Genomic DNA, 26,081 nt, shown 5'->3' with positions numbered 1-26,081 from the left:
TTTATGAATACTATGCTTTATTTGCTGTTGCAGTTTTATCGATGACATCTTGTAAATAGTTCAAAATAACCGTCTTTTTATATTTAGAAAGATCTCTTGTTGCAGGCATATAATTAGGATCATCAAGATCTTTACTAAAAACTAAATGCAATATTTGCGCATTTTTATCAACCACCGTTTTATCTGCCAGATTAAAAATTCCTTTTGACATCAACGGATACAAATTGGCATATTGCTGCATGATGGGCTGAATAAAGTTGTCCCAGTCAGGAATTATTTTTGGGGTTGGAGCACCTGAAAAAATCAAAAGACTAATAAAATTAGACTGATTACAATCGTCAAAACTTTGTGTGCTCAGATTATAGCTGATAGCATAAATTTGTCCATCAATGTATACTCTCGGATTTCCGGGATCGGGAGCTGTAAACCTAAGTACAGCTTTACCATTTGCATCTGTTGTAACTTCAGCGGGTTTATTTCCTGAGAAATAAGGTATTGGAGGAGTACCAACTGCAGGTACCACTGGCGGTGGTGGCGAACCCAGTAAATTTTGTGTATTATCTTGTGCCTGAATGATTGCATTTGGAAGTGCTTTTCCAAGATGAGTTGCGTAAAAATTAATTTTACACTTATCTTCAGGATCTAATCGAAATACAAATTGATCAGCACCTACATAATCAATAGACTCTGTATAAATTAATATCCCCGTCTTAGATTTTTTTAAACTAAAAACATCATTGATACTGTCTGTCATATTTGTAACAATTGCCAATGGGTATTGGTTACAAAGATCCAGCTGTTCGTCTGAAAGTGGAAAAGTAAAAATTCCTGATGTATTCATATACCAATCCAAACCTGAATAATTTATTTGTCCAATGACTGATATCCCTGTATTGGTATTGATAACAAGGTGTAAATTTTCACTTGTATTGACCCCTTCTGCATTAAATTGTAGCGCATTACCAAAATCAAGTACAACTTGTTTTAATTTCTCATCGACTAATGCGGTAGCATAATTATATTTTTGTCTTTGTCCCTGCGGTAAATATTGAGGAAGTGGATTTGGAAATAATTGTCTTCCCAATACAAAATGTTTAGGTTCTCTATTATTTGAAGGTCCTATTGAGCCAGCTATTCTGCCTAAAGTAAATTGGTCTGAGGTGTGATCTCCATTAAATCTATCCACCGAAAAATGTATAGATAATTGCTTAGCACTTACCGCTTTTAATTCGTTAAGATATCTTGAGTTAGATATTTTAAAATTCCAATCAATATTCTTTATAACAGACTGATAGGTTGCCCCTGCTCCTGAACTACCTCGTAAATCAACCGATCTTGAAAACCAAATATTGCTAAATGGTGCCATCTCATAATCACCTTTCACCAGTGTATTACCCTCATTATTTACAATTCGTACCACAAACCCCCAAAGTTGAGAAACCATTTGTTGCTGACTATCTAAATCTACAATTTTTCCTGCGGTACGTGCATCGGTATCCATGACAGACATACCAATAATAGGATCTAAAAGTGGATTATCCGTACTCGTTCCGTCCTGATAGGTAACACTCGTAATTTTACAGCCTAGAAATCGCCAGTTTCCGGTACCATCCGGATTCCACCAACCATTTTCCTGGCCCGGACCGTAATTTTGATATTTTGGCTCAAATGTTTCATTGTTAAAATGTGTGGGATCATTATTTACAGTCGAAGGATCGGCCTGAAACTGACCAGAAAATGTAAGACGCGGGACGTTTAAATAGGACATAGTTTTAGTTTTGTTTTTTAAATTTTAGAATAATCAGCTTTTTAACATCAATAACATTTTTTTATATTATTTTTTAATAGTTTATGTATCAAATTTAAATCACACTCCCGTAGATCTGTAATAAAATGTTACAGGCAACTTTTTTTCTGCCATAGAGTATAAAAAACTAAGCATGAAATTGATTTTATAGCAGTTGGACAAACAAATAATAAATGTGGAATTACCTCTATTTTGTCGTAAAAAAACAACGTTCTCAATTTTTCGAATTTATCAAAAGGAATTTTTAATTTTTAAAACTATTGAAGAGTTTAATAAATAAACTAATTACAAAAATCTAGCTTAACTTTTTCTCTGCTATTTGTTTGTAAATTCAAAATAGCTATATATTGGAGTTCATACCATAAAATGGGCACAGAAACTCAAGACCATTGGTTATAAAACAAAAGAAATGGAAAAACCAAAGCAAAAGTATACATTAGAATTTAAGCTAAAGGTAGTAGAACTCAGCAACAGGTATTACAGCATCATACGGGCAGCTAAAGAAGTAAATACAAGTCCAGAGAATATCAGACGATGGAAAGTCCAACTTCAAGATGGAATACTTGGCAAGAAGAAAAAACAAGCAGCACCAAACAGGCTTCTTCAATTAAAAATTCTGAGAAAAGAGCTTACAAAAGTCCAAATGGAAAGAGATATCCTAAGGAAAGCCGCCCACATTCTATCCGGTGATACAATTACTAAATTTAAATTCATAAAACAGCATAGAGACCACTACCCAATTGCAAACACCTGCCAAATACTTGAAGTAAGCAAGATCAGTTACTATTATTGGGACAACAGAAAATCAGCAAAGAGAACTTTACTAGTTTTAATTAATATTGTAAAACTTGTCAACCTATTTTAGGCCGACTCAATCCAATAAAATTCAAGACAACAAAGAAAACAGAGCTTCTATGCGATTAAAGGTTCTTGATTCAGTATTGAAACTTATGAAAACAGAGTCACCTTATCCCAATGATATGGAAATTATTTCAATGAAAGAGGTTGATTCTATAACAAGGTCTGAAATTGCTCAACGCAGTCTAAGGCAGTCTGAAGGGACATATAAAGGCACTACCTATTACGTAGATCTCCGTATAAAACCTGAGCTCAAAAGAATAGCTTTGGATAAAAGTATAAAAGGATATGTATTATATTACAAAATGCGTTACAGGGTCAATGATGTAAGAGTTGATGTACAGGATTATGTCGTAATTTTTGATGCTGTTAAAAACAATATCATATATCATGACAATTATTTAGCCAGCCATAATATACTGGTACATCAATTAATGCTGGGCTTAGAAAATCATCTGCTCAAAACTATTAAATAGCCCTTCATTTGTATTAACAAAACATTACGGCATCATAGACAAAAAACTTATAACCATAGCCTTATTGTAATATAAAAAGTATCAATTCATACCAAAAAGATGTAGGTCGTACGCGAAAAGCTAGAAAACGAAAAAAGTTTCAGAGATCTCTTTGAAGCTTTTGCTTTGATAGAAAATACAGAACTCAGACCCTGTCATCATGTAAATTTCATTCAATCATTTGAAATCAAATGACGACAAAAAAAACGCCCATTCAAATAAAACAACCACTCCTACCAACTCCTCATTCACCGGTCAAAATCAAACTAAAAAAATCTAAATTAGCAAAATCTATTTTTAAAATTAAAAACTCCCTACTGATAATGTTACAAAAAATATATTCTAAACATTATTAAAATGAAAGATAGTAAATAATCGTACTCTGGGTTTTATGGCAAAATCATGGCACAATCTATTTTGAACAATTAAAAAAATCAGTTAATTAAAGCCCTAAGAAGATTAGGTTCGAAACTGTATTACTATTATAACATTCTACGTCTCAAATATTATTTGTTTTTCAATTGATGCCAGAAATTGGTTTATTTCAGGAAAAGAAAAAACACAAATTAGAAAAAGAAAAGCAACTAACTAAATAAATAACTATTTAATAGTCTATTTCATTTAAATAAACTCCCTGCCCCCCAGCATCGAAATTACTGCCCGAAAATACCTAGTAAAACAACCCCAAAGAGATGGCTTATAGCAAAACATGACTGCACAAATCCATACCATTGCCTGCACAAAAGGTATCGATCAAATAAAAAATATCGTTAATTATTTATGAAATAAAAATCCTATTTTTACAATCAGTAAAAACTGATTTTTATCATTCATACTAGCTCACTTTAGGCTATCTGAACAGAGGGTAATTTCAATGTCAACCTGCAAAAAACAATTTAATTAAATGGGAAAATTTATTACGGGAAAAAATCTTGAAAATGCAATTTATGAAATAATTTGGGAAGCAGAACAAAACCTTTTAATTGTTTCCCCATTTATAAAACTAGATGACTATTTTATAAGACTCTTTGATAATCATCTTAATAATCCAAACCTCCACATATTAATTGTTTTTGGAAAAAACGAACGAGAAATCAACAGAAGTTTAAGCAAAAATGATTTTGATTATTTTAGAAAATTCTTGAACATCAGCATAGTTTATGTTCCAAATCTACACGCAAAATATTATGGAAATGAAAAAAAAGGAGTCTTAACTTCTATGAACTTATATGACTACTCTTTCAAAAATAATGTCGAATTTGGAGTCTATTCTGAAACTAGCATTTTAAGTAAATTCACAAAAAATGCAGACGATGAAGCTTATCAAGCCTGTTATGACCTTGCAGAAAAAAGCGAAGCTATCTACATAAAACGACCAGTATATGAAAAGAAATTATTAAGTTCACTACTTGGTAAAAACTATATAAAATCAGATGTACTGCACGATACAACTGATAAATTTTACTCTTCACCCAATAGAAATAAATTACGTGATATTACAACATTAAATGATTTTCCTTTTGAATTGGAATTAGGGGCAGAATCAAAATCAAGACCAAAAAGAGAAGAAATTGAAAATCCAACAAATGGATTTTGTATTAGAACAGGAGAACAAATAACGTTTAATATGAAAAAGCCATTTTCGTATCAAGCATATAGAAGCTGGGCATCTTTTGGAAATGAAAACTATCCGGAAAATTTTTGTCACAAAACAGGTAAACCTTCTCACGGCAAAACATCAATGAGAAAACCAATTCTATAAAAAGAAAACTGCGACAGAAGTAAATACAAAATTTAGGATAATGAAATTGATACTTTCCCTCATCATTTCGTAAATAGATTTTCAAAAACAATTACCATCTCCTCTCAACGCAAAACTCAAAAGAATATCTGCATCAAAAAAAACACTATTGAAGTTTTACAACTGCGCTCCAAAATCTTCATAGAAAAACAGTAAAATCCAGATCTAACAAATTTTAGATTCGAAACTGTATTACATTAATAGATGCTTCAGATCTACCTTATAGATCTACAAGAGCATTCTAGTGGTTAATCTCAAATATTACCGTTTATTATTGTATTTCCAAAATCCAACTTTATCCTATACGAATACATTGAAAATTGGTACAATAAGAAAAGAAGACATTCAGCTATAGGTTATATGACAATTGAAGAATTTGATAGATTGTATTCTTTATAATTATATACTTATATCATCTCTGAAATCATTTAGAAGCATCTAGGATGATTGTTTAATTATATACATATATAAATATAATTTTAAAACAATATAATCATGAAAACACTTTCGAATCACATCCCAGAAAGTTTTACTACTGTAAAAGAAAATCAGGAAACAATTGTAGAAAATAAAATGGACAACACAGAAGAAGTTGTTAATGAAGATGAATCTGTAGAAAAAGAAAAACCGTCTGGTGGGACAGACGGCTTATAAGCTCTTTTTAATTTGCAAGAAAATAGAGCATTAAAAGAAATTTAAACAATTCTAGCAGTAAATTTTCTGCTAATTTTTCCAGAAATTTTTCCACTATTAAAAGTAGAAATGATTTGAATTTGCGCAAAAATTTTTGATTCATGATATATAAAAATTTTAAAATGAAATCTATATATCAAGCACTTTTAGTCGCTCGGGTATTTTTCTTGTTAATATTTTTTTATTTCTTTGTTAAATTTTACAAGCCCTTTATTTAATGGGCTTGCAGACTTTTTAGACCAAAACTACATCCCCAAAACTCCTTTTGAAGCACCTAGATTATCTGTGAATTGCCTTCTCAAACCGGTCATCTGATCAAACGGTGTGAAAGAGTAATTTCCGGCGATAATGATGCACTTGGTATGTCATTATCTTTTATTAAACAACTTCCTAGCTGTATTGAAAATTTAGAGTTGGTACACTGGGTATATTATTATCTAAAAAAGCTTTAAAAAGTTTCATTGAAACACTAACTAAAATTGTATTCTAAAATTTAGAATCATTCTACAGATTTTAAATCATTCTTTTACAACAGGTTGATATAATTTTATAATATGAAAAAAATATTTTAAATATGGGTATAATTAGAGATGATAGAAATCTCCACATTATTCTAAAAAAGGTTGACTTAGATATCCATAAGCTTAATGATCAAAAAATAAAAGCCTTTATTGAATTTTTAGGATTGAAATACCGTGAGGATATCCCTAAGAATTTTCTTGATTGGGAAAACATTCTTGTTGTAGTGCCAAATCGCGAAATGTTAAATGAGATTAAAAAATATAAGGATTCAATATCCCGAATTTCATTTGTTACAAACGCAAATGCAAAGCAGATTCATATTTATGATATCAATGACTGGAAAAACGCTACACAAAACAAAACAACATTACAAATAAGACAGTTTCTAAAAACTAATTTTGGAGGCGTTCCAACAACCTCTTAAGATCCGGATTGGATTAAACTACTATAAATTAAAATTATGCACGTTGAAAACCATTATATCAATAGAAGCGGGTGACTCAGGGCAGCTGTCCTGGGGGCAAACGACGGAATTTTATCTACTACCAGTTTAGCCATTGGTGTGGCAGCAGCAAGTGTCACAAGAGAGCCTATCTTACTGGCTGCCATAGCGGGTCTAACAGCAGGTGCACTTTCCATGGCTGCAGGTGAATATGTTTCGGTAAGTTCCCAAGCTGATGTAGAAACTGCAGATTTGAAAAGAGAAAAAATTGCTCTTGAAACCCTGCCGGAAGAAGAACTGGAAGAATTAACGGATATGTATATTCAAAGAGGATTAAATAAAGAACTGGCCAGGCAGGTTGCTGTGGAATTAACGGCTCATGATGCGCTTGAAGCCCATGCGCGAGATGAACTCGGAATTAATGAAATCACACAACCCAACCCGCTTACAGCAGCTTTTGCATCGGCCATATCCTTTATTATTGGTGGTTTATTGCCGCTTTTGGTGGCTATTTTTGCACCTATCAAAGAAATGGTATTTTATCAGTATGGTTTTTCGATACTCTTTTTGGCACTATCAGGAATACTGGCAGCAAAAGCTGGCGGATCACATACTTTAAAAGCGGTATTACGTATCTGTATCTGGGGTACTTTTGCAATGGTAATGTCGGCACTAGTGGGCTATATTTTTGGCGTTCAAACTGGTTAGTGAAAATATGTTTTTATCATTGGTAAGCATCATCCACAGTATGACTGAACTTGTCCCACTTCACAAAAGAACCAGATTAATTTTATTTTTGTATTTTTTTTGATTGACAAGATTTTTTTTCCATTGAAGCTTCTTAAATTTTTTTACTGAATGATCTTCATAAATTACGTTACGTATCTGTATTTGGTTTATGCTGCAATATTTTCTTAGCATTTCTCCTAATTACGCTTTGAAAACCCCTTCTCTGCCTGCTCATCAGTACTTACTCTGACATGCCGCTATAAATACAAAAACAGAAAACAAGCCGGAAAATCAATTCATGACTATATTGAAAATTTCTTTAATACCGTGCGAAGACATTTTGCTCTTGGAAATTTAACAATGGAAGAATTTCAAAGTAAATATCTAATTTCTAAAAAGCAAACCTACAAGCCTTGATTTTAATATGTTACTAATTATACTTTCAAAAATTAAATTAGTAGCATTTTGTTATTGAAAATAGATTTGTTAAAACTAGTAATTTACCCTCTATTAAGTTCTACTTTAAAATATTGTTGATTATTTACACTATTTCAACTCTTTTAATACATCTTCCAGTTTATATTTTTCCCGAACATAGTCTTCTTCTAATGAGTCAATTGTATGCTGTAGCGATAGGTCATAATGCTTAATATCTCCTGCAAACACTTTAGTAAATTTTACTTTTTTCTTCAATAAGTCAAGCTCCCGCTGAGCATCGTCAATACAAACAGTCATATATTCGCGCTCGTCCTGCGGATGAGATTCGACTTCCTCTCTCTGCTTATCAATAATTAGCTGTGCCGATTTAATTATACTGTCTGATTCTTTATTCAATGCGAACCACTTTCTAAGTAGATTATCATTGATGCCGGGCATTTCAGCTGAGTCTATTTCTATTTCATTTTCATTTGGATCTATCCAATCCTTTTTCTGGCAGCAATATAAAAGCATAATGATGGCAATTGGTATATAGAACTTTCTTTTCATAATATTACTTATTTAATTTCTTAAGAATCTTTACTTTAAAGCATTATTTATAAAGATTTTATTTTAACTCAATATCTTCAACTAGCTGATGTTTTCTTTTTACGATTATTTTCTGAGGGCAATTTTTTATCAAGCTTTCGTTGCAATGTAATACTTTCCATTACGGGCATATTCTCTGGCAATGTATTTCCGATGTCTTCAATTGCCTTACGAGCTTTTAATCCAACCGCAAAATGAATAGTATCAGCCTCGGCACTATCCTGAACATTTTCATCATTTAGCTTTTCAGCGGTTTGAGTGACACGAAATAAATTGATTGCTAATTCTGTACTATCCATATGATCGAGAATGTTTTCATCAGAATCAAGACCTCTAATCTTGCGTATCGCTTTTACATCCAAACCTCCATAAAGTCCTCTATATCCATGGTTTTGAAAAAAGGCATAATCTGCAGGGGTAACAATACCAGCTTTTCGTGCGGCTCCAGCCAACTGAAGATTTCTCTTAGCCAATTCTCTGCGAAGAAAATATCTTCGGTTTTTTACCATTTTAAAATTATTACTTTTCCGCTGCTGACTTAATTCCTGCAGACGAGCTTGTATTGCAAAATAGGCTTGTCCAAGCGCTACCGGTTTTAAAGTAGGATCTGCATTTTGAATTATAAGATAACAGCCATAGCGTGATAATTTTACGTTTACCCAATTCCTTTGCAAATCATTACCAACTGATTTTATTGCACTAAAATCTTTAAAATGTGATGCTGTCTCCTGACCTGCATTAATACAGGAAGCCTTTGCCTTATCTAGCACTTCAATAAATGAACTATATCTGGAATACCCTAGCAATTTTGCAAGATCCTTGGCACTCCAATACTCATTACCAGCCTTATCTGTTTTTTTGAGTTTCTCAAATATCGATATGCTTTTGCTTTGTGATTTATTTGCTTTCATTGTGCTTTTTATTTAAAATCTGAGATTATTTTCTAAACTTATTTTAAATTAAAATTATCTTCAATACATTTTAGCTATAATCGAATACAGCAAATATCATTTAATAATTTAAGCAGAAAAATGATTTGTATCACCTTATAAGAAAGCTATAAATATTAAAAGATGATCACAATCATTTTTAATTTTTACATGTCAAACTATCTTTAAAATAAAATTAAAAGCCATCAAAAGAGAGATTTAAAAGAAATGAAAATGGAAAAATATATTTTAAAGTTTAGTGAGATCGGAATTAACGATATTAATAAAGCAGGAGGCAAAAATGCTTCTCTTGGAGAAATGTACAATAATTTTGGTCCTCATGGTATTAGAGTTCCCAATGGTTTTGCCATAACAACAACGGCCTACAAAGATTTTATAGAATACAATCATTTAAGTTTTGCGCTAAATGAATTAATGCAACTTTTGGATAAGAAAGACTTTACCAACTTAACTGAAATTGGCTCAAAAGCAAGAAAGCTGTTACTTGATGCAAAATTCCCCCTGGATCTTCAAACTGAAATTTCAAATGCGTACTCCTTCTTATGTGAAAACAAAGAACTCGCTGTTGCCGTTAGAAGCAGTGCTACCGCAGAAGATCTAGCCAATGCAAGTTTTGCGGGACAACACGATTCACTTCTAAATATTAAAGGTACAGTATATTACCTTTGCAATAACGGTCAAAATAGATAGTATCAAAAAAATATAAAAAATGTATTGTATAAACGACAAAGAGTATCCCTGCAGCACCAGCCTTACAATGAAATATATAGGCGGAAAATGGAAGTCAGTTATTTTGATTCATTTAATAGAAAAGAAGCGCTATAATGAATTAAGGAAAGAATTGTCTATGGTAACAGAACGAACTATAAGTCTGCAGCTGAAAGCATTGGAAGAAGACGGCTTAATTTCTCGCACCGTACACACCGCCAAACCTCCCCTAATAGTAGATTATGAGCTGACAGAATTTGGCAAAACTTTAATTCCGCTGCTCCAAAGTATCGCTCAATGGGGTAAAGAAACGGCCAAAACAAATAAACGGGTCACCATAATATAGATTACTCTATGATTATGAATAATCTAGTTAGCAATGTTCTATGTGTAAGAATCGTGACACATTAATTTATCGGTATTGAAATTAACCACAACATGTCGTGGTAACTTAAAAACTCAGCTTAAAAGCCAAAAAAGACACATGCTCCATGCGCACGTGCCTTTATTATTGAAATATTAAATCATCCAACTGATTATTCTCTGATGGTAGTTTTGTCGTTAAGAGCCATCTGTGCAATTTCATCTTTTCTTTTAAATGAAACTCCTTTGTGTCCCTGAACATATTTAATTAGATCTCGTGTAGTCTGCACCATCTGAGGAGTTCCTCCGATACGATCATGAAAGCTTATAGACAGCTGTCTTTTTTTAAACTCACTTTCTGCATACAGCTGGTCAAACTCTGCTTTCACTTGGGAGAAAAACTGATCCGTTGAAAAATTTTTGCCTTCAATAAGCAAAATATCATTACAGCGTATAGTATAAGGTACTATTACAAAATCCTTACTGTTCACCTTTATAATAAAAGGCTCGTCTCGGCTAAGGTCATCAATATGATAAGTAAATCCCAGTTCTTGCAAAATTTTTAATGTGTTTTCTCCTCTGCGCAGCCAGTTTGCATTATATCCGACAGGATTAAATCCAGTTGCCTTTTTAATGGCATCAACCCCATCTTTAATAAACTTCATTTCATCATCATATGACAGGTTGTACTGAGAGCTCCAGCTCATACCATGCGCAGCAGCTTCGTGGCCTCGATCCACAATTTCTTTTGCCAATGCCGAATTTTTAAGTACTGCAGTTCCAACCATATGTGAGGTAACTTTAATCCCCAATTTGTCCCAGTTGTCCAACATACGCGGTATACCTTCTTTGTATCCATATTGATACCAAGTTGACGCCGGTAAATCTTGATATCCTTTCTCCATATTCTGCGGAAAAGGACTTTCAGCATTACCCGGCTGTCCACCAGCTTCAAACTGCATGGAAACCGAAACAACCAGACGCGACCCATCTGCCCATTTGCTGTTTGTCTCTTTAGCAGGTATTCTAGCATCCTCCACAAATGGAGAAGCAAAAGCGGCTGAAGGAACCACAAGTCCTGCAAGTCCCACTATGCTGCTTTTCTTAATAAAATCTCTTCTATTGATCATATTTTTTACTTTTTTGAAAAAGTTTATTCAGTGTAAGTGTATTTACTTCAAAATATTGTAACAGTATACAGAAAAAAGCCAAATGAATTAATTGTGACGGAATAGCTTCCCAATTTTCTATCATCGATGTTCCAAACAGTAATAATAAAATAATTATTGCACCTGTGAGCAAAGCTGTCCTTGTGAAAAGACCCATCAAAAGCAATAGCCCAACTAAAAACTCTGCAAAAGGAAGAGCATAACTAAAAGGAATTACTATAAATTCAGGCAGGACAGATTTCTTAAATTCTATTACCAGCCAGTTACTGAAAGAATTTAATTTAAGGAGCCTGACTAAACCATGCCCAAACATGCTTATCCCGACACCAAGTCGTAATAATATATAAACTATTTTGTCCATTGCTTTACTATTTAATTAGTTTCTTTGTGTAAAACTCCCGCTCTTACATAAATGGGTAATCCGTATAACCACGTTTATCTCCACCTCCAAAAAGTGTATGATTATCAGTTATTTGATTCAATGACGCTCCAATTAGTACGCGGTTTGGATAATCTGGATTGGCAAGGAAGCTTCGTCCGAATCCGACAATATCTACAAGATTTGATTCCAGCAGCTGTTCCGCTGTTTCTGGTGTTTTGTTTCCTGTTGCGATAATAGTATTACTAAAAGTCTTTCTTAACTTTATTCTAAAATCCCTTGGAATTTCAGGCGCATCGCCCCAATCAGCTTCTGAAAGATGTAGATAGGCTATTCCAAGATCGTTGAGTCTATCTGCTGCAGTCATAATAGTATCTAATATCTGTGGATCATCCATATCTTTAAATTTGATAAATGGCGATACTCTTACACCAACTTTGTCTTTGCCTACTTCAGAGACAACTGCTTCAGTTATTTCTAATAGGAATCGTATCCGGTTTTCAATAGTACCCCCATATTGATCGGTACGGACGTTTGAATTGTTTCTTAAAAACTGGTCTATAAGATATCCATTTGCTCCGTGAATTTCTACACCATCAAATCCTGCTTCAATTGCATTTTTAGCACCTTGAGCAAAATCTTCAATTGTTTGCTTAATATCAGAATGTGTCATTTTTCTAGGTTCTTCGACAGGAACGAAAGTTGCATCCCCATTTGGAGCACCATCAAAGATATACACTGATGTATCCTTTGCTGTAAGATCTGATGGACCTGCGGGCTGTAGTCCATTTACTTTAGCGGAAGAAACTCGGCCGACATGCCACAGCTGAAGAAATATCTTACTCTCTTTTGCATGTACCGCAGATGTAATTTTTTTCCATCCTTCTATTTGCTCTTTAGCATAAATACCTGGCGTACGAGCATAGCCTTTCCCTTGAAGACTAATTTGTGTGGCCTCAGAGATTATAAGCCCAGCTGAAGTCCTCTGGCTGTAATACTCAGCCATTAAATCATTTGGCACATCTCCTTGCTCATCACTTCGGCTCCTTGTCATAGGAGCCATTAAGAACCTATTTTTTAAGTTAAGTCCTTTTAAATTGTAACCACTGAATAAATTAGGATATTTCATTTCTATAAAAATTATAACTACACAAAATTCAATCTTTTAGCTCTAAAATTATTGTAAAAAAAAAGGATACATTTGTAACAAAAATGGTTCATGAAAAGAATATTCAGCAAACACTCCATAAATGTATTTGAATTAGAATTAACAGATTGGCCGTATGGTCAGCACACCCACAACTTTTGTGAATTGATATTAGTTAGAAAAGGGCATGGACTGCATAAAATTAACGATACAATATTTACTTACAATAGAGGGGACATCTTCCTGTTAACTCCCGAAGATTCTCATCAACTAGAGATAAAAGATCCTACAATTTTACTATACATTAAATTTACTGAGCAGATATTCAATGACAAGCAAAGCTGGATTAAATCAGGCTGGTTTGAAACCAACAGCCGTTTCCTCTTTCGTTCAAATATGACCGCAGGAAGCCTAATAAAAAACAGACAGGATACTAAAAAAATATTTTTTCTCTCAAAAATGCTTTTAGAAGAATATAAATCTCCTAAGCTGCATTCTAGAGAATTAACATTAGAGTTTTTTGGTGCTATCATAGTTATTGTCTTGCGGCATCTCACCGAGCACTCTACAAAAAAAACTTTTGCCGAAAAGGAAAGAGATAAAGTAAATGACGTTTTGGCTTACATAAGATTGAATATAAACACAGAAAAAAAATTAACACTTGCAACAATAGCAGCAGAGTTTAATATATCTGCAAACTATGTAGGCGAATATCTTAAAAACCATACAGGGAATGGCTTCAAAAAGATTATAATGGAAACAAGACTGGAGCGCGCCACAGTGCTTTTAAAACAAAGTACACTGAGTATTTCTGAAATTGCAGAGAAAACCGGCTTTACAGACGCAAGCCATATGAACAAAACATTTCAAAAGTATAAAGAAATAAATCCTTCAGAACTTCGATTTAAGAAAATCTAGTTATCTCCAAAGATATTGGCTTTCTAAGCAGCAATTTAATTTTTTTTACCTATCTTAAAATTATCTTCTACAAATACCAGGTCAAATATTTTCATCTTAATTTGTACAAAAAAGCTAGACGTAACATAGAGATGCCTCCCATTTAGCCATAAAATGCTAAGGCAGTTTTTAAATATATTTCGCAAGTCTAAGTTTTATAGCAGAATTAGAGTTACCTTCATTTTTGCCACAAAAAGCTAAGGCGGTTTTGTAAAAAAGAAGTGCTTTTGTGGCTAAAGCGGTTTCGAAGGCAAAAACCTCATTATTGGCTAATAATTCATTGATTCCATTAAGCATTATCCTTCCCGATTCAAAGGCCTCTTTTTCAGGTTGGAAAGGAGAGAGTAATTTCCCGAGCAAACGGCTATTCTAAAAAAAAGTCCGACAATGCTTTGTTTGAAAAAACAGAAACAAAAAATATTTGTTACACACCACTATATGAATTAGCTAATACAGGCTTTTCAGACAAAAGGATTTCGCCCCAATCGTTCAATTTCCAAAGTACATCTGCCAATTTCTCGCCCAGCGGTGTAAGCGAATACTCAACGCGGGGCGGTAATTCATTGAAGATTTTTTTGCTTAAAATTCCGTCCTGTTCCAATTCTTTCAGATGCTGGTTCAACACACGCCTATCCACTTTTGCAATGCCGCGAAGCATTTCGCTCGGACGTTTTTCGCCTTCGTTTATACGCCACACAATCGGGATTTTCCATTTTCCGCTAATAGCATTAACAGCAAATTCCAATGGGCAAATTTTTTCTACTATCGCTCGTTGCTTTGTTTTCATAAAATTGACTTTTTTGTCTCCTAGGGATAATTATATGCGGTATTGCATTTCTGGTTTTACTTTCAAAACTTTGCAAAAATATAAAACAATATATGAAAAATTTAGCACAGCAGATTGAAGAACTGAATGAAAATTTAGGGCATCAGCTTCCCAGAGAAGCCTTAGATGCATTCGGCAAATCCATTCAGGATTTGAGAGCCAGGAACATGGAAGGAAACAGCATCCAAACAGGCGATATGTTTCCCGATTTCAAACTGCCAAATACAAATGATGAAACGGTGCAGTTAAAAGAAATTCTAAAAAAGGGAAAAGTGATTGCAGCTTTTTTTCGTGGCAGCTGGTGCCCTTATTGCAGCCTTGAATTAAAAGCACTGCAAGACAGCCTAAAACAGATTACCGACAGAAAAGCAACCCTTGTGGCAATCTCACCGCAAAAGCTCGATTATAGCCAAGAATTAAAGAGCAATTACAATTTGGATTTTGAATTATTGACCGATAAAAACAATGCTTTGGCTAAACAGCTTGGCATTTCATTCGGGCTTCAGGACTATATCGTTCCCACTTACAGAGGTTTAGGCATTGACCTGTCGGAATACAACGAAAACGGCAACAGCGAATTGCCTATACCTGCCGTTTTTGTAGTAGATACAAATGGCAGCGTTAGGTACAAATTTGCTGATGCCAATTATATGAACAGGATAGATATTCAGGAATTGATTAAACAATTATGAACGAGATAAAAAGAAAAGGAGCAAGAAGTGCAAAGGATATTCCGACAGATATTTTAGCACAGCTAAATAGTGGTGAAATTGAAACTTCCAACCTTATGGAATGGTTAGCAGTTGACCAGCGGCTTTTATTGGAAAATTTACTTGCAGAAAATCAAAGAATGAATTATTTAAAACCCGTTCTGTCTAAAATCGACCAACTGAAAAAGCAGACTATAAACACCATAAACGAAGCTATCGGAACAGGGATTCTTGAGCAGGCAATAAAGAATAATGATAGCGATTTCTTAACGACATTATCTCTTCACAAAGCCGATTTAGTTCGTTGCTGGGCAGCTTATACCATTGGCAAAAATGAAAATCTAAACATAAACGAAACGCTTAATCAAATTAAGCCTTTTTCAACCGATAAACATTTTGGAGTAAGGGAAATCTGCTGGCTGGCTGTAAGAGCGAAAGTCGCTCAAAATCTTACCAAAAGCATTGAAATACTTTCCAAATGGACGACAAACCAAGATGAAAATATCAGACGCTTTACCACAGAGACAACACGGCCTCGCGGCGTTTGGTGCGAACATATCGAAGAACTAAAACAAAATCCCAAATTGGCTTTGCCAATTTTAGAACCTCTAAAATCCGATTCAGCAAAATATGTACAAGACAGTGTTGGAAATTGGTTAAATGATGCAAGTAAAACACAGCCCGATTTTGTAAAGGAGCTTTGTAAACGTTGGGAAAAAGAAAGCGGTACAAAACAAACAAGGTACATTGTCAAAAAGGCATTGAGAACGGTCAATTAGTAATATTGCAACTGAAATGGCATCTCCATTAAACCATATTATTTCGGTGATACAGCGAAAAGAAAATGTCATTTCGCTGTCTGCACCTAATGCAATTGATAAAGCATTGGATGTGCTTGCTTAGCATGGAGTTGCTGTTAAGAACCAAATCTTAACTTTAGAGCATGAAAGAGAATCGAAAAGTTATGGCCGCAATTTTAAAGAGAAAACTGCCGATTCTGTCGCATCTCGAAGAATCAAATATAAAATTTTAAGCAATTTAAAATTTAGCCCGCCAGTTTGCAGAATGATTTAAACATAGATTTCCCTGGTTTGACCATCTGATTTTTTCTAAGCATATTCACAACTTCAATTCCGCTCAATGTTCTTTTGGCCGATTCAAAACTTTTGAAACCTAATCCATTTTGTATACGCCACTTTATAAAACGATGATCCTGTTCTACAATATTGTTGAGATATTTACACTGCCGGATTTTAATCTTTGAGAATGAACGTTTGTTATATACTTTGATCGCTGCGATATTAGAACTACTTTTATCAATTTTTATGACTCTTAGCCGGTAATTATTATCAATTGCTTTAATTAGAAATGACTGAGCACTCATTCTTTGTCTTTTTCTAGTCAAAAGAAAGTCAACCGTATTACCTAATTTATCTACTGCTCGATATAAATAACACCATATACCTTTTACTTTGATATATGTCTCATCCAATCTCCAACTCGCTCCCACTCTGCCTTTTATCTTCTTCATCTCTGACTCAATCAAAGGTGTAAACTTATAAACCCAGCGCTGGATCGTGGCATGATCCACAATGACTCCTCTAATCTTCATTAGTTCTTCAACATCCCGGTAACTAAGTGTAAATCTTAGCTTGAAATATACTGCCTGAAGAATTATGTATTTTGGATAACAATGACCTTTAGTATTCATCTTTTAATCGGTTTAAAGTTCTAAAGATAAAAGTTATTACCAGATGCGACAGAACCCTGCTGCAAAAATCAAAAACAGGTAAAAATACGTACATGCAAAATCAGGAATTTGTACTAATTTTAGTCTGATTTTAAAAATTTTCTATTACAAGCCGGCATTCTTAATAAAGACAAGATGCCGGATTCAGTACTCTGAGATCTGTAATTAAACCCAAACAATTATGAAAATTGGAATCATAGGAATCGGCAGCCTTACCCTTAAGCTGGCCATCCGCTCTGCCAGGGCAGGATATAAAATAACCCTGCACAATCCCCAGGGTAACAGCCTTATAAGGGAATCGGTTAAAACAATGGGCGCAACTGCGGCCCTTGGCACCCTTGAGCAGGCCGCGGCGGCAGACATTATACTTTTGTTCCTTCCAAAGGATGATCTGGAGTCTGTACTGCCAAACCTGCCTGATATGTCAGGGAAAATAATCGTACATACCAGCAGCCTGATCTTTGATCCCGGCTCGCTTTTATCGGGCATCACCCATGGTATGACCTACAGGATTACCGTCTGTTTAATTCCTGAGGCGCATATCGTAAAACTCTTTACCCCGGTGAGCCTAAAACCAGCAGTTAAAACCACAGCCCATACAAACAGGCAGGAGCTGTTTTTCATATCTAGTCATAAAGCTTCGGGAAATGGTATCCGGAATTTTCTTAAAACACTGGACTTTCTGCCCATTGACCTTACCGGTAGACTGAAGGTCCAAAATACAGCAATGAACTTAAAATCCATATCAGCGCCCCCGGCCGGCCCTTTTGCTGATCAACTGAATTAAAAATAGAGCATCCGGCGCGCAGTGTCAAAGCAAAAAAAGCCCGCCTGTGTACAGCAGGCGGGCATGAATAAAAAAAACTGAATTAAGTTAGTTAAGCTTTTGATATGGTCTGACAGAGGTTCTCCTCGCTGATAAAGGCCGCAATATACTGCTGCGCTTCATTTCGTTTACCCGCCGGGGTCTAAAAGTATTGAGATGAAACTCCTCGCCCTGGTCCCTGATATGTATAATTTCGGTGTAGCCTTTGGAAATAAGGCTTCCTTTTAATTTAATGACCCTCTGTTGCTCCTGCGGGTCCAGATCTTTTCTCACCTTGAATCGTACTTCTTTTTGCATTGTAAAAAAATCTGATGTTTATAAATGATGGTCTTTCCAGATCAAATATAATTATTAAAATGGTACGTATCAAGATCGGGGATGTTAAAAAACAAAGCCCTGCAGCTTAAAGTGCACCGTTTTGCCGCATTAAAGACAGACAGCGTAAAATCTGCAGTTATTTTTGTATTTTTGATAAAAACCAACGGCATATGTATACCCTAAAAGAAGCAGAGCAGCCTTCACAATATTATCAGGACAGGATTCTGGGAAAAGCCATTAACAAAAAAACATCAGAATCCCTTGCGATAACCGATTTAAAAATAGAAGAGCTCACAGAACAGAATTTTGATGTGATCTGCTATGCAAAATGTTCTTACAGCGTTGGCTTTTTCAGGAACATACGATCAGCGACCAAAGAATTAGGGCTCCCTGCCCCTTCACAGGTATTAGAAAACAGCCTCCAGCAGTGAAGTTTTCCCCTTGAAAATCGCATTTATTAAGCCTATGCCCATTACCGCGGATTGACTTACGTTAAGAAAAACACAATTAAAAATCTTTTTTCAGTTTCCTGTTATTTAATACGCTACATTTGTGTAAATTAAATATTTAACATGTAGGAAGGTACAGTAAAATTCTTCAATGAAGAAAAAGGTTTTGGTTTTATAACACCCACAGATGGCGGAAACGAAGTTTTTGTTCACGTTTCAGGGCTGTCGGAAAATATCCGTGAAAATGATCAGGTGCGTTATGACGTGCAGGAAGGACGCAAAGGTCCAAACGCAGTGAACGTAGTAATAGCATAATTTACTATAAAATTAGTTTATCAAGCATCTGCCTAAAGCAGATGCTTTTTTTATTTAAACACAGGCTATATGAATAAAAAAAACTCTTCATATAATGCCATGATTAAATATATCTAACGTGTTAATTCATTAATCATTCCATTGAAAATAAAACCATGAAAAGGCAGCACTGAATACCAGTACAGCCTGCCCAATATTCCCTTAGGTCTAAAAGTCGCGGCCTGGTACAATTTATTATTAATAATTTTAAATTCAAGCCACGCTTCTCCGGGCAGTTTCATCTCGGCATATAAAATTAATTTTCCTTCTTTCTTGTCAGCATATACCACACGCCAGAAATCGAGTGCATCTCCTGCATGAATTTCATGTCTACTGGTTCTTCCCCTTCTTGCTCCCACACCTCCGGCAATCTTATCCATAAAGCCGCGCAGGCTCCAGAGCCAGTCTGCGTAATACCATCCGGTTTCCCCGCCGATAGACCATATTTTAGATATCACAGCATCCCTGTCAATGATTTTTCTTTTTCTTCTGTCAATAAAGCAGTCTTTTTTAGGAACCTTTAGATAATAAGCCACACTTCCTTTAAACTGTCCGCTGATCTGTGAATCTTTCCAGCTCGAAGCCACTGCATCTTCGTTAATCTTTGTGAGTGCCCTCTGCAGCGCCATCTCGTAATTCATTGGCTTAACACTTAATAAATCATTAATCCTGCTGTCACTGCAAACGACTTCTACTTTCATACTGCTTACTAATGCCGAAGCCAGTTTAAAAGAAGTTGAAGTAATAAAATAAAGCCAGTACGATGACAATTTTGGCGTCATGACCGGCAGTGTATAAATATATCTTTTTAGTTTTTTTGCCCGGGCAAACCCCAGGAGCATTTCTTTATAGGTCAGAATATCGGGACCGCCGATATCAAAACTTTCATTATAGGTTTTAGGGTTTAGCAGTGAGCGGATTAAAAACTCTAAAACATCCCCAATAGCAATAGGCTGGCATTTGGTATTGAGCCATTTTGGAGTAATCATCACGGGGAGTTTATTAACCAGATCACGTATAATTTCAAAAGAAGCACTCCCGGATCCCACAATAATCCCAGCCCTTAGTGTAGTGGTCGGGGTTTTTCCATTCTTTAAAATTTCCTCTACTGCTTTTCTGGATGATAAATGTTTGGATAATGATTTATCGTTTACAATTCCGCTTAAATAAATAATCTGTTTTGCGGCTGTTCTGTCTATTTTCTCCTTGAAATAACGAGCCGAAATACTTTCCAGCTCATCATAGTTAACCGCCCCTGACATGGAATGAATCAGATAATAGGCCGCATCGATATCATCAGGGATTTTTTCCACGCTTTTTGCATCTAAAAAATCAACTTCAAGAAGATGGATGTTTTTTGTATCTCTTTTGGGATAATAAAACCTGCTCTTATCCCTCACACAGCAGATTACTTCATGTCCCTGATCCAGCAGTAAAGGCAACAGCCTCTTACCAATATATCCTGTTGCGCCTGTGAGTAGAATTTTCATCTTTGTATAAATTACATTTTAAAACTGACCAGACCATAATCCATTTGAAAAATCTGGCCCGAAATTGATCCTGCCGCTTTAGAGATAAGATAATCTGCCATCTGCGCCACTTCGCGGGGTTTTAAATAATTTTTAAGCGGATGGCGCTCTATCATATTTTCTTTCATGCGCTCATTTCTGAGGATCGAAGCTGACAACGAAGTTTCGGTGATCGTAGGCGCAATGGCATTGATGCGGACTTTGGGAGCCAGTTCTGCCCCTAACGATTTTACAAGCCCCTCTACCCCGCCTTTTGCAGCTGCAATACTGGCATGAAAAGGCATTCCGAGTTTTACCGCTACGGTGCTGAAAAGCACAATCGACGGATTAGTTCCTTTTTTTAAAGCCGGCAGATAATGCTGAATGGCTTTTACAGCGCCAATAACATTAATTTCAAAATCATTTCTGAAATCATCAGCACCCAGACTTAAAATAGGTTTGAGGTTTATCGATCCCGGACAATAGATAAGGGCATCAATACTTTCAATTTCCGGAAGATCATCATGCAGAACATCAGCCCCATAATGGATTAAATTGGGATGGAAAATCTCAGGAGCAGTCCTGCTGATATTATAAACCTGCCTGTTTTCTAATTGCTGCAGCACTACGGCGCTGCCAATTCCCCTGCTGCCCCCAATAACTACTATTTTTTCCATTATTCTAAAATTTAAAGTATTGTACTTCCTTCAGATATCATCTTACTAAATAATTGATTTTCATTATAAAGATAGTAATTGTTTAACTTTTACCAAATAACATTAAACAAAATAAATCTAATTAAGTACCTTAGCACTATTACAAATGAAAAAAAGTTCGTAACAGCGTATCGATATGAATACAAAACAAAGCAGCTTTTCTGCCCTTGAACTGGACCGCATTATAGAAATGGCATGGGAAGACAGAACCACCTTTGATGCCATAAAGTTTCAGTTTCATTTATCTGAGGCCGATGTAAAGGCTTTGATGAAAAAAGAACTGAAATTCAGCAGTTATAAATTATGGCGCAAACGCGTGGAGAACTGCAGAACCAAGCATGCAGCGAAGCGTCCTTCTGAAATCGACCGTTTTAAATGCAGCAGACAGCGCGTGATTTCCAACAATAAAATTTCAAAACGAAGATGAAAAAAAGTTTCTGCATTCACAAGATATCGACATGCTGGAAAGCCGCAAAATAGCTCATCTGATCAATAGTATTGGCGGCTTTAAAAGTGTTTCGCTTATTGGAACCAAAAGCCATTCAAGAAATACGAACGTATCTATTTTTAGTTCTGTATTTCATATCGGAGCCAATCCTGCATTGATCGATGTAATTTTCAGGCCTAGTCCGCCGCAGCGCGATACTTTAAGCAATATTCTAGAATCCGGTTTTTATACCCTAAACCATATCAATGAATCGATTTATAAAAAAGCGCACCAGACTTCCGCGCGCTATGATGCCGCTGTATCTGAATTTGATGCAGTGAGCCTCACCCCTGAATTTAAAAACGGCTTTCAGGCTCCTTTTGTACAGGAAAGCCTGATTCAGATGCGAATTGAACTTAAAGAGAAAATTGATATTTCGATTAACAATACCACTATGATTATCGGCGAAATTGTTCAAATCTATATTCCTGAAGACTGCGTATCTCCAGATGGATTTGTTGATCTTGAAAAAGCCAATACCATTACCTGTTCGGGTCTGGACAGTTATCATAAAACCATACAGCTCGCCCGGCTATCTTATGCAAAACCCGATAAGGAAATTACATCATTGCTTTAAAATTGAATAAAAAAAAGTTAATATTATGTGGTTCAAGCGTGATCTTCGTTCTACAGATCATGAGCCCCTTTTTATGGCGCAGCAGGAGAATATCCCGCTGCTTTTGCTTTATTTCTTTGAGCCTTCAATAATGACACGTAACGATTCAAATGTGCGCCACTGGAGGTTTGCGTATGAATGCTTAAAAGAAATGCAGTCTAAACTAAAATCAATTGGGGCGCATATCTATTATTTTCATAATGAAGTGCAGCCCGTTTTTGAGCAGTTTTGCCGTATTTACGAAGTTCAAACAGTCTTTTCGCATCAGGAAATTGGCACTAAAATCACATTTGACCGCGATATAGCCATGCAGTCCTTTTTTGACATCCAAAGCATTTTGTGGAAACAATCCCAGCTGCATGGCGTAATTAGAAAACTCAAATCAAGACAGGGCTGGGATGAGCGCTGGGAAAAGGTAATGCGGGCTGACCCAAAAATGATCGACCTGAATACTTTTAAATTTGAAGATTTAGATGCAGGTTTTTATCAAAACCTAAAGGGAAAAACACTTTCCGAAGCTATTACAACTCATAATAAAAACTTCCAGCAGGGCGGTGAATACTGGGCGTGGCGTTATTTAAAAAGTTTTGCCGAGGAAAGACACGTTAATTACAGCAGGCATATTTCCAAACCCGGTCTGAGCCGAAAAAGCTGCCGCAGGCTCTCGCCTTATCTGGCCTACGGAAATATCAGCATGCGGATGGACTATCACTATACCAATCAGTTTTATCAAGGTTCACCCAACCAGAAAGCCATGCTTAACTTTGTTTCCAGACTGCATTGGCACTGTCATTTTATGCAGAAATTTGAAAGCGACTGCCGTATTGAATTTGAAAACATAGACCCGAGCTTTGATGTACTGATAAAACCTAAAATTGAAAATTACATTAAAGCCTGGCAGAAAGGGCAAACAGGCATTCCCATTGTCGATGCCTGTATGAGGTGCTTAACTGCAACGGGATTTATCAATTTTAGAATGCGAGCCTTGGTAGTGTCCTTTTTTGTTTTTAATCTCTGGCAGGACTGGCGCCAGCTTCATTTTTTAGCGCTGCAATTTCTGGATTATGAACCGGGAATCCATTATCCGCAGCTGCAGATGCAGGCGGGCGTGACCGAAACGGGAACTATTAGAATCTATAATCCCATTAAAAACTCTGATCAGCATGACAGTGAAGGGATTTTTATTAAAAAATGGATTCCCGAACTCGCTAATATCCCTCCCCTCTTAATTCATGAGCCCTGGAAGTTAGGTTCGATTGATCAGCAGCTCTACGAATGTGAAATTGGAAAGGATTATCCGTTTCCGATTGTGGATATTGAAGAAACCAGAAAATATGCCAGTGATGCTATCTGTAGTATCCGAAAAAAACAAGAAAATATTCTCTAGCCATTTTTATGCGAAAAGTAAAAAAAGAAAACCTGCCAAGTAAAATCTGTCCGGTCTGCAATCGTCCTTTTTCATGGAGAAGGAAATGGGAAAAGGTCTGGGATGAAGTTAAATATTGCAGTGATAAATGCAGAATACACAAATAATATGGGCAGTAAAACTTTAAGGCTGATTCTGGGCGACCAATTGAACTGCAATCATTCATGGTTTGAAAAAACAGACGATTCTGTTACCTATATAATGATGGAAATCCGGACAGAAACGGATTATGTCACACACCACATTCAAAAAATAGCGGGCTTTTTTGCCGCAATGCGCCAGTTTTCCAGTTTCCTGGAATCCAAAAAACATCAATGTATTTATTTGAAAATAAACGATCAGGACAATTTACAGTCTCTTGAAGAAAATCTGTTTTTTATTATACAAAGAGATCATTACACAAGATTCGAATATCAGCTTCCAGATGAATATCGGGTAGATTTGATATTGAAAAATATTACTTCACAACTTTCTGTTGCTTTTAAAGTTTATGATACCGAGCATTTTTTCAGTAACCGTGATGAACTCGGAAAATTCTTTGAAGGAAAAAAAACTTTTTTGATGGAAAGCTTTTATCGTGCCATGTGAAAAAAACATCAATTGCTGATCTCTGGAGATAATCCGATCGCAGGCCAGTGGAATTATGACGATGAAAACAGAAAAAAAATGCCTAAAAATCATAAGCCCACCACGCCTTTCGTTTTTAATAATAATGTTTCTGAAATAGTGCAGGAGATTTTAAAAACCGATATTAAAACTATGGGAACCATTGAGAGCAATAACTTTATCTGGCCTATAAACCGGAAACAATCTCTTGAAGTGCTTGATTTTTTTGTTCCCGAATGTCTGCCTTTATTCGGCACTTATCAGGATGCTATGGCTCCAAACGAGTGGTCACTGTACCATTCCAGATTGTCTTTTTCATTAAATACAAAAATGATTTCTCCCGCTGAAGTCATCCAGGCAGCAATTGCAGCATGGCAGAAAGAACCTGAAATTATTGCCTACAATCAGTTAGAAGGTTTTGTGAGGCAGATTATCGGCTGGCGCGAATATATGAGAGGTATTTACTGGCTTAAAATGCCAGAATTTGCCACATTGAATTTTTTCCATAATAAAGAAAAACTGCCCAATTGGTACTGGACAGTAAAAACAAAAATGAACTGCCTTAAAGATGCCATAAAGCAGTCTCTGACATTTGCCTACGCACATCTGGAGTTGATACCTTTTCTGCGACTGTCACAGAGCTTTAATTTCTTAATCGGAAATATTCAGTATTTTTAATATATTTGTGATACAAAAAAGAATAATACTACTTGTCTATTAATTTAATTCGCTAGTATACAAAGCTTTGTGATAATAAAATATTGAAAAAGTAAAAAATTGAATTTGGTGCAGAATCGGTGCACAGAGGTTCAAGACATAGATAAAAGTGAGATATACAGCGGTTTCCAATCTGAAAGTTCGAATCCTGCTCTCCTTGAAACAGATGTTGTATTTTTCTTTAGATAACTTATCGCTTTGTACTAAATCTTTTTGATACTGTAATGGATTGAAATAAATATTCTTGCGGGCTATAATCCATCTATTTATTTCAATTATGATTATATTTCAATACTTCTGATTCGATTTCCTGTATTGTTTTCTTTTTCCCTTTAGAGATCCATTCTAAAAGCTCTTCTTCAAAAAAGTACAGCTTTTTACCATATTTATAGCACGGAATTTTTCTCTGTCTCACAAGAGCGTAAATTGTAGGCTTTGCTTTTCCTATCAGCCGGCTTGCTTCTTCAATGCCGATAGGAATATTTTTTTCTTTAGATTCATATACCTGTATATTCTGAATCATAAGTTTAATCTCGGCAATTTCTTTCACTATGTGTGCTACTGCTTTGGGCAGGTTCTCAAAAGAGATTTCGTTTATGTCCATAGCCATCGTTTTTAACAGTTATGGTGCAAATGAAAAAAGTGTTTTTGCTGTGTCCTTCTTCACAGCAAAAACACTTGAAAAATACAGTGCTTTATACCTATT

Annotated in this window: 30 protein-coding genes and 2 pseudogenes; 20 read left to right on the top strand and 12 right to left on the bottom strand. The window is 35.4% G+C overall.

Annotation, left to right across the window (positions count from 1 at the left end; translation table 11 throughout):
• Positions 1-10: 10 nt before the first annotated feature.
• Positions 11-1,768 (bottom strand): hypothetical protein, encoded by a 1,758-nt coding sequence (locus tag OLM58_RS16100; protein WP_070906613.1) that lies wholly within the window; start codon positions 1,766-1,768, stop codon positions 11-13.
• Between the two features lie 448 nt (positions 1,769-2,216).
• On the opposite strand from OLM58_RS16100, the gene OLM58_RS16095 reads away from it, so the two are divergent.
• From OLM58_RS16095 to OLM58_RS22140, 7 genes are all read left to right on the top strand, one after another.
• Entirely contained in the window at positions 2,217-2,672 is a 456-nt protein-coding gene (locus OLM58_RS16095) for a transposase (protein ID WP_070906614.1), read from the top strand.
• Between the two features lie 85 nt (positions 2,673-2,757).
• A complete protein-coding gene (locus tag OLM58_RS16090) occupies positions 2,758-3,141 on the top strand; it encodes a hypothetical protein (RefSeq protein WP_123923507.1) in 384 nt (127 codons plus the stop codon).
• A gap of 943 nt (positions 3,142-4,084) precedes the next feature.
• Positions 4,085-4,942 (top strand): phospholipase D family protein, encoded by an 858-nt coding sequence (locus OLM58_RS16085; protein WP_070906616.1) that lies wholly within the window; start codon positions 4,085-4,087, stop codon positions 4,940-4,942.
• Between the two features lie 534 nt (positions 4,943-5,476).
• A complete protein-coding gene (locus OLM58_RS16080; RefSeq protein ID WP_165607915.1) occupies positions 5,477-5,635 on the top strand; it encodes a hypothetical protein in 159 nt (52 codons plus the stop codon).
• A gap of 613 nt (positions 5,636-6,248) precedes the next feature.
• A complete protein-coding gene (locus tag OLM58_RS16075; RefSeq protein ID WP_070906617.1) occupies positions 6,249-6,620 on the top strand; it encodes a hypothetical protein in 372 nt (123 codons plus the stop codon).
• A gap of 90 nt (positions 6,621-6,710) precedes the next feature.
• Positions 6,711-7,346, top strand: coding sequence for a VIT family protein (locus OLM58_RS16070; RefSeq protein WP_233431372.1), 636 nt, complete (start codon positions 6,711-6,713; stop codon positions 7,344-7,346).
• A 267-nt stretch (positions 7,347-7,613) separates the two neighbouring features.
• A complete protein-coding gene (locus tag OLM58_RS22140; RefSeq protein WP_083342489.1) occupies positions 7,614-7,784 on the top strand; it encodes an IS3 family transposase in 171 nt (56 codons plus the stop codon).
• Between the two features lie 129 nt (positions 7,785-7,913).
• On the opposite strand, the gene OLM58_RS16065 is transcribed toward OLM58_RS22140, so the two are convergent.
• Both OLM58_RS16065 and dinD read right to left on the bottom strand, forming a co-directional pair.
• Complete coding sequence (locus OLM58_RS16065; protein WP_070906618.1) at positions 7,914-8,354, bottom strand: hypothetical protein; 441 nt, start codon at positions 8,352-8,354, stop codon at positions 7,914-7,916.
• Between the two features lie 77 nt (positions 8,355-8,431).
• Positions 8,432-9,304 (bottom strand): DNA damage-inducible protein D, encoded by an 873-nt coding sequence (gene dinD, locus OLM58_RS16060; protein ID WP_070906619.1) that lies wholly within the window; start codon positions 9,302-9,304, stop codon positions 8,432-8,434.
• A 252-nt stretch (positions 9,305-9,556) separates the two neighbouring features.
• On the opposite strand from dinD, the gene OLM58_RS16055 reads away from it, so the two are divergent.
• On the top strand, positions 9,557-10,033 hold the full coding sequence (locus tag OLM58_RS16055; RefSeq protein WP_165607916.1) for a PEP/pyruvate-binding domain-containing protein: 477 nt from the start codon (positions 9,557-9,559) through the stop codon (positions 10,031-10,033).
• Between the two features lie 19 nt (positions 10,034-10,052).
• The gene (locus OLM58_RS16050; protein ID WP_070906621.1) at positions 10,053-10,397 is read left to right on the top strand and encodes a winged helix-turn-helix transcriptional regulator; all 345 of its coding nucleotides are present in this window, start codon (positions 10,053-10,055) and stop codon (positions 10,395-10,397) included.
• Between the two features lie 190 nt (positions 10,398-10,587).
• Here OLM58_RS16050 and OLM58_RS16045 read toward each other — a convergent pair whose 3' ends face one another.
• The 3 genes from OLM58_RS16045 to OLM58_RS16035 are packed head-to-tail and all read right to left on the bottom strand — an operon-like array spanning position 10,588 to position 13,091.
• Positions 10,588-11,544 (bottom strand): polysaccharide deacetylase family protein, encoded by a 957-nt coding sequence (locus OLM58_RS16045; protein ID WP_070906622.1) that lies wholly within the window; start codon positions 11,542-11,544, stop codon positions 10,588-10,590.
• Entirely contained in the window at positions 11,534-11,944 is a 411-nt protein-coding gene (locus OLM58_RS16040; protein ID WP_070906623.1) for a DoxX family membrane protein, read from the bottom strand. Before OLM58_RS16040 ends, OLM58_RS16045 begins: the two co-directional genes overlap by 11 nt.
• Positions 11,945-11,987: 43 nt before the next feature.
• On the bottom strand, positions 11,988-13,091 hold the full coding sequence (locus OLM58_RS16035) for an alkene reductase (RefSeq protein ID WP_070906624.1): 1,104 nt from the start codon (positions 13,089-13,091) through the stop codon (positions 11,988-11,990).
• A 90-nt stretch (positions 13,092-13,181) separates the two neighbouring features.
• On the opposite strand from OLM58_RS16035, the gene OLM58_RS16030 reads away from it, so the two are divergent.
• Entirely contained in the window at positions 13,182-14,027 is an 846-nt protein-coding gene (locus OLM58_RS16030) for a helix-turn-helix domain-containing protein (RefSeq protein WP_070906625.1), read from the top strand.
• A gap of 168 nt (positions 14,028-14,195) precedes the next feature.
• Here the strand turns inward: OLM58_RS16030 and OLM58_RS16025 are convergent, their stop codons facing one another.
• Positions 14,196-14,363 (bottom strand): hypothetical protein, encoded by a 168-nt coding sequence (locus OLM58_RS16025; RefSeq protein WP_264529711.1) that lies wholly within the window; start codon positions 14,361-14,363, stop codon positions 14,196-14,198.
• 127 nt (positions 14,364-14,490) lie between these two features.
• On the bottom strand, positions 14,491-14,853 hold the full coding sequence (locus OLM58_RS16020; protein ID WP_070906626.1) for a winged helix-turn-helix transcriptional regulator: 363 nt from the start codon (positions 14,851-14,853) through the stop codon (positions 14,491-14,493).
• A gap of 92 nt (positions 14,854-14,945) precedes the next feature.
• Here OLM58_RS16020 and OLM58_RS16015 point away from each other — a divergent pair, with 92 nt between their 5' ends.
• Together OLM58_RS16015 and OLM58_RS16010 are read left to right on the top strand one after the other, a co-directional pair.
• Positions 14,946-15,584, top strand: coding sequence for a peroxiredoxin-like family protein (locus OLM58_RS16015; protein ID WP_070906627.1), 639 nt, complete (start codon positions 14,946-14,948; stop codon positions 15,582-15,584).
• Complete coding sequence (locus OLM58_RS16010) at positions 15,581-16,381, top strand: DNA alkylation repair protein (RefSeq protein ID WP_264529710.1); 801 nt, start codon at positions 15,581-15,583, stop codon at positions 16,379-16,381. The genes OLM58_RS16015 and OLM58_RS16010 overlap by 4 nt, the downstream gene beginning before the upstream one ends.
• 266 nt (positions 16,382-16,647) lie before the next feature.
• Here the strand turns inward: OLM58_RS16010 and OLM58_RS16005 are convergent, their stop codons facing one another.
• Positions 16,648-17,313, bottom strand: a complete 666-nt coding sequence (locus tag OLM58_RS16005; protein WP_070906629.1) for an IS6 family transposase — start codon at positions 17,311-17,313, stop codon at positions 16,648-16,650.
• A gap of 220 nt (positions 17,314-17,533) precedes the next feature.
• Here OLM58_RS16005 and OLM58_RS16000 point away from each other — a divergent pair, with 220 nt between their 5' ends.
• The 3 genes and pseudogenes from OLM58_RS16000 to OLM58_RS15985 all read left to right on the top strand — a co-directional run.
• On the top strand, positions 17,534-18,139 hold the full coding sequence (locus OLM58_RS16000) for an NAD(P)-binding domain-containing protein (RefSeq protein WP_070906630.1): 606 nt from the start codon (positions 17,534-17,536) through the stop codon (positions 18,137-18,139).
• 527 nt (positions 18,140-18,666) lie between these two features.
• Positions 18,667-18,927, top strand: coding sequence for a hypothetical protein (locus tag OLM58_RS15990; protein ID WP_070906631.1), 261 nt, complete (start codon positions 18,667-18,669; stop codon positions 18,925-18,927).
• Positions 18,928-19,074: 147 nt separating this feature from the next.
• A pseudogene (locus tag OLM58_RS15985) lies at positions 19,075-19,260 on the top strand (cold-shock protein); the annotation flags it as partial.
• Between the two features lie 113 nt (positions 19,261-19,373).
• Here OLM58_RS15985 and OLM58_RS15980 read toward each other — a convergent pair.
• Complete coding sequence (locus tag OLM58_RS15980; protein ID WP_070906632.1) at positions 19,374-20,789, bottom strand: SDR family oxidoreductase; 1,416 nt, start codon at positions 20,787-20,789, stop codon at positions 19,374-19,376.
• Between the two features lie 11 nt (positions 20,790-20,800).
• Positions 20,801-21,484: an SDR family NAD(P)-dependent oxidoreductase gene (locus tag OLM58_RS15975; RefSeq protein ID WP_070906633.1), complete on the bottom strand. Its 684-nt coding sequence runs from the start codon at positions 21,482-21,484 to the stop codon at positions 20,801-20,803.
• Between the two features lie 175 nt (positions 21,485-21,659).
• On the opposite strand from OLM58_RS15975, the gene OLM58_RS15970 reads away from it, so the two are divergent.
• From OLM58_RS15970 to OLM58_RS15950, 5 genes and pseudogenes are all read left to right on the top strand, one after another.
• Positions 21,660-21,950 (top strand): TIGR03643 family protein, encoded by a 291-nt coding sequence (locus OLM58_RS15970; protein ID WP_070906634.1) that lies wholly within the window; start codon positions 21,660-21,662, stop codon positions 21,948-21,950.
• Positions 21,951-21,981: 31 nt separating this feature from the next.
• Positions 21,982-22,587 (top strand): flavin reductase family protein, encoded by a 606-nt coding sequence (locus OLM58_RS15965; RefSeq protein ID WP_070906635.1) that lies wholly within the window; start codon positions 21,982-21,984, stop codon positions 22,585-22,587.
• A gap of 25 nt (positions 22,588-22,612) precedes the next feature.
• Positions 22,613-24,013, top strand: coding sequence for a cryptochrome/deoxyribodipyrimidine photo-lyase family protein (locus OLM58_RS15960; protein WP_070906636.1), 1,401 nt, complete (start codon positions 22,613-22,615; stop codon positions 24,011-24,013).
• An 8-nt stretch (positions 24,014-24,021) separates the two neighbouring features.
• Entirely contained in the window at positions 24,022-24,159 is a 138-nt protein-coding gene (locus OLM58_RS15955) for a DUF2256 domain-containing protein (protein WP_083342491.1), read from the top strand.
• A pseudogene (locus tag OLM58_RS15950) lies at positions 24,116-25,336 on the top strand (cryptochrome/photolyase family protein). Before OLM58_RS15955 ends, OLM58_RS15950 begins: the two are co-directional and overlap by 44 nt.
• Before the next feature lie 310 nt (positions 25,337-25,646).
• Here the strand turns inward: OLM58_RS15950 and OLM58_RS15945 are convergent.
• Positions 25,647-25,979, bottom strand: a complete 333-nt coding sequence (locus OLM58_RS15945) for a helix-turn-helix domain-containing protein (RefSeq protein WP_070906639.1) — start codon at positions 25,977-25,979, stop codon at positions 25,647-25,649.
• Between the last annotated feature and the right edge of the window lie 102 nt (positions 25,980-26,081).

The sequence above is a fragment of the Flavobacterium sp. N502540 genome, assembly GCF_025947365.1.
GTDB lineage: Bacteria > Bacteroidota > Bacteroidia > Flavobacteriales > Flavobacteriaceae > Flavobacterium.
Note: the sequence above shows the minus strand (reverse complement) of the source record. Positions and strands in the feature narration are given on the sequence as shown.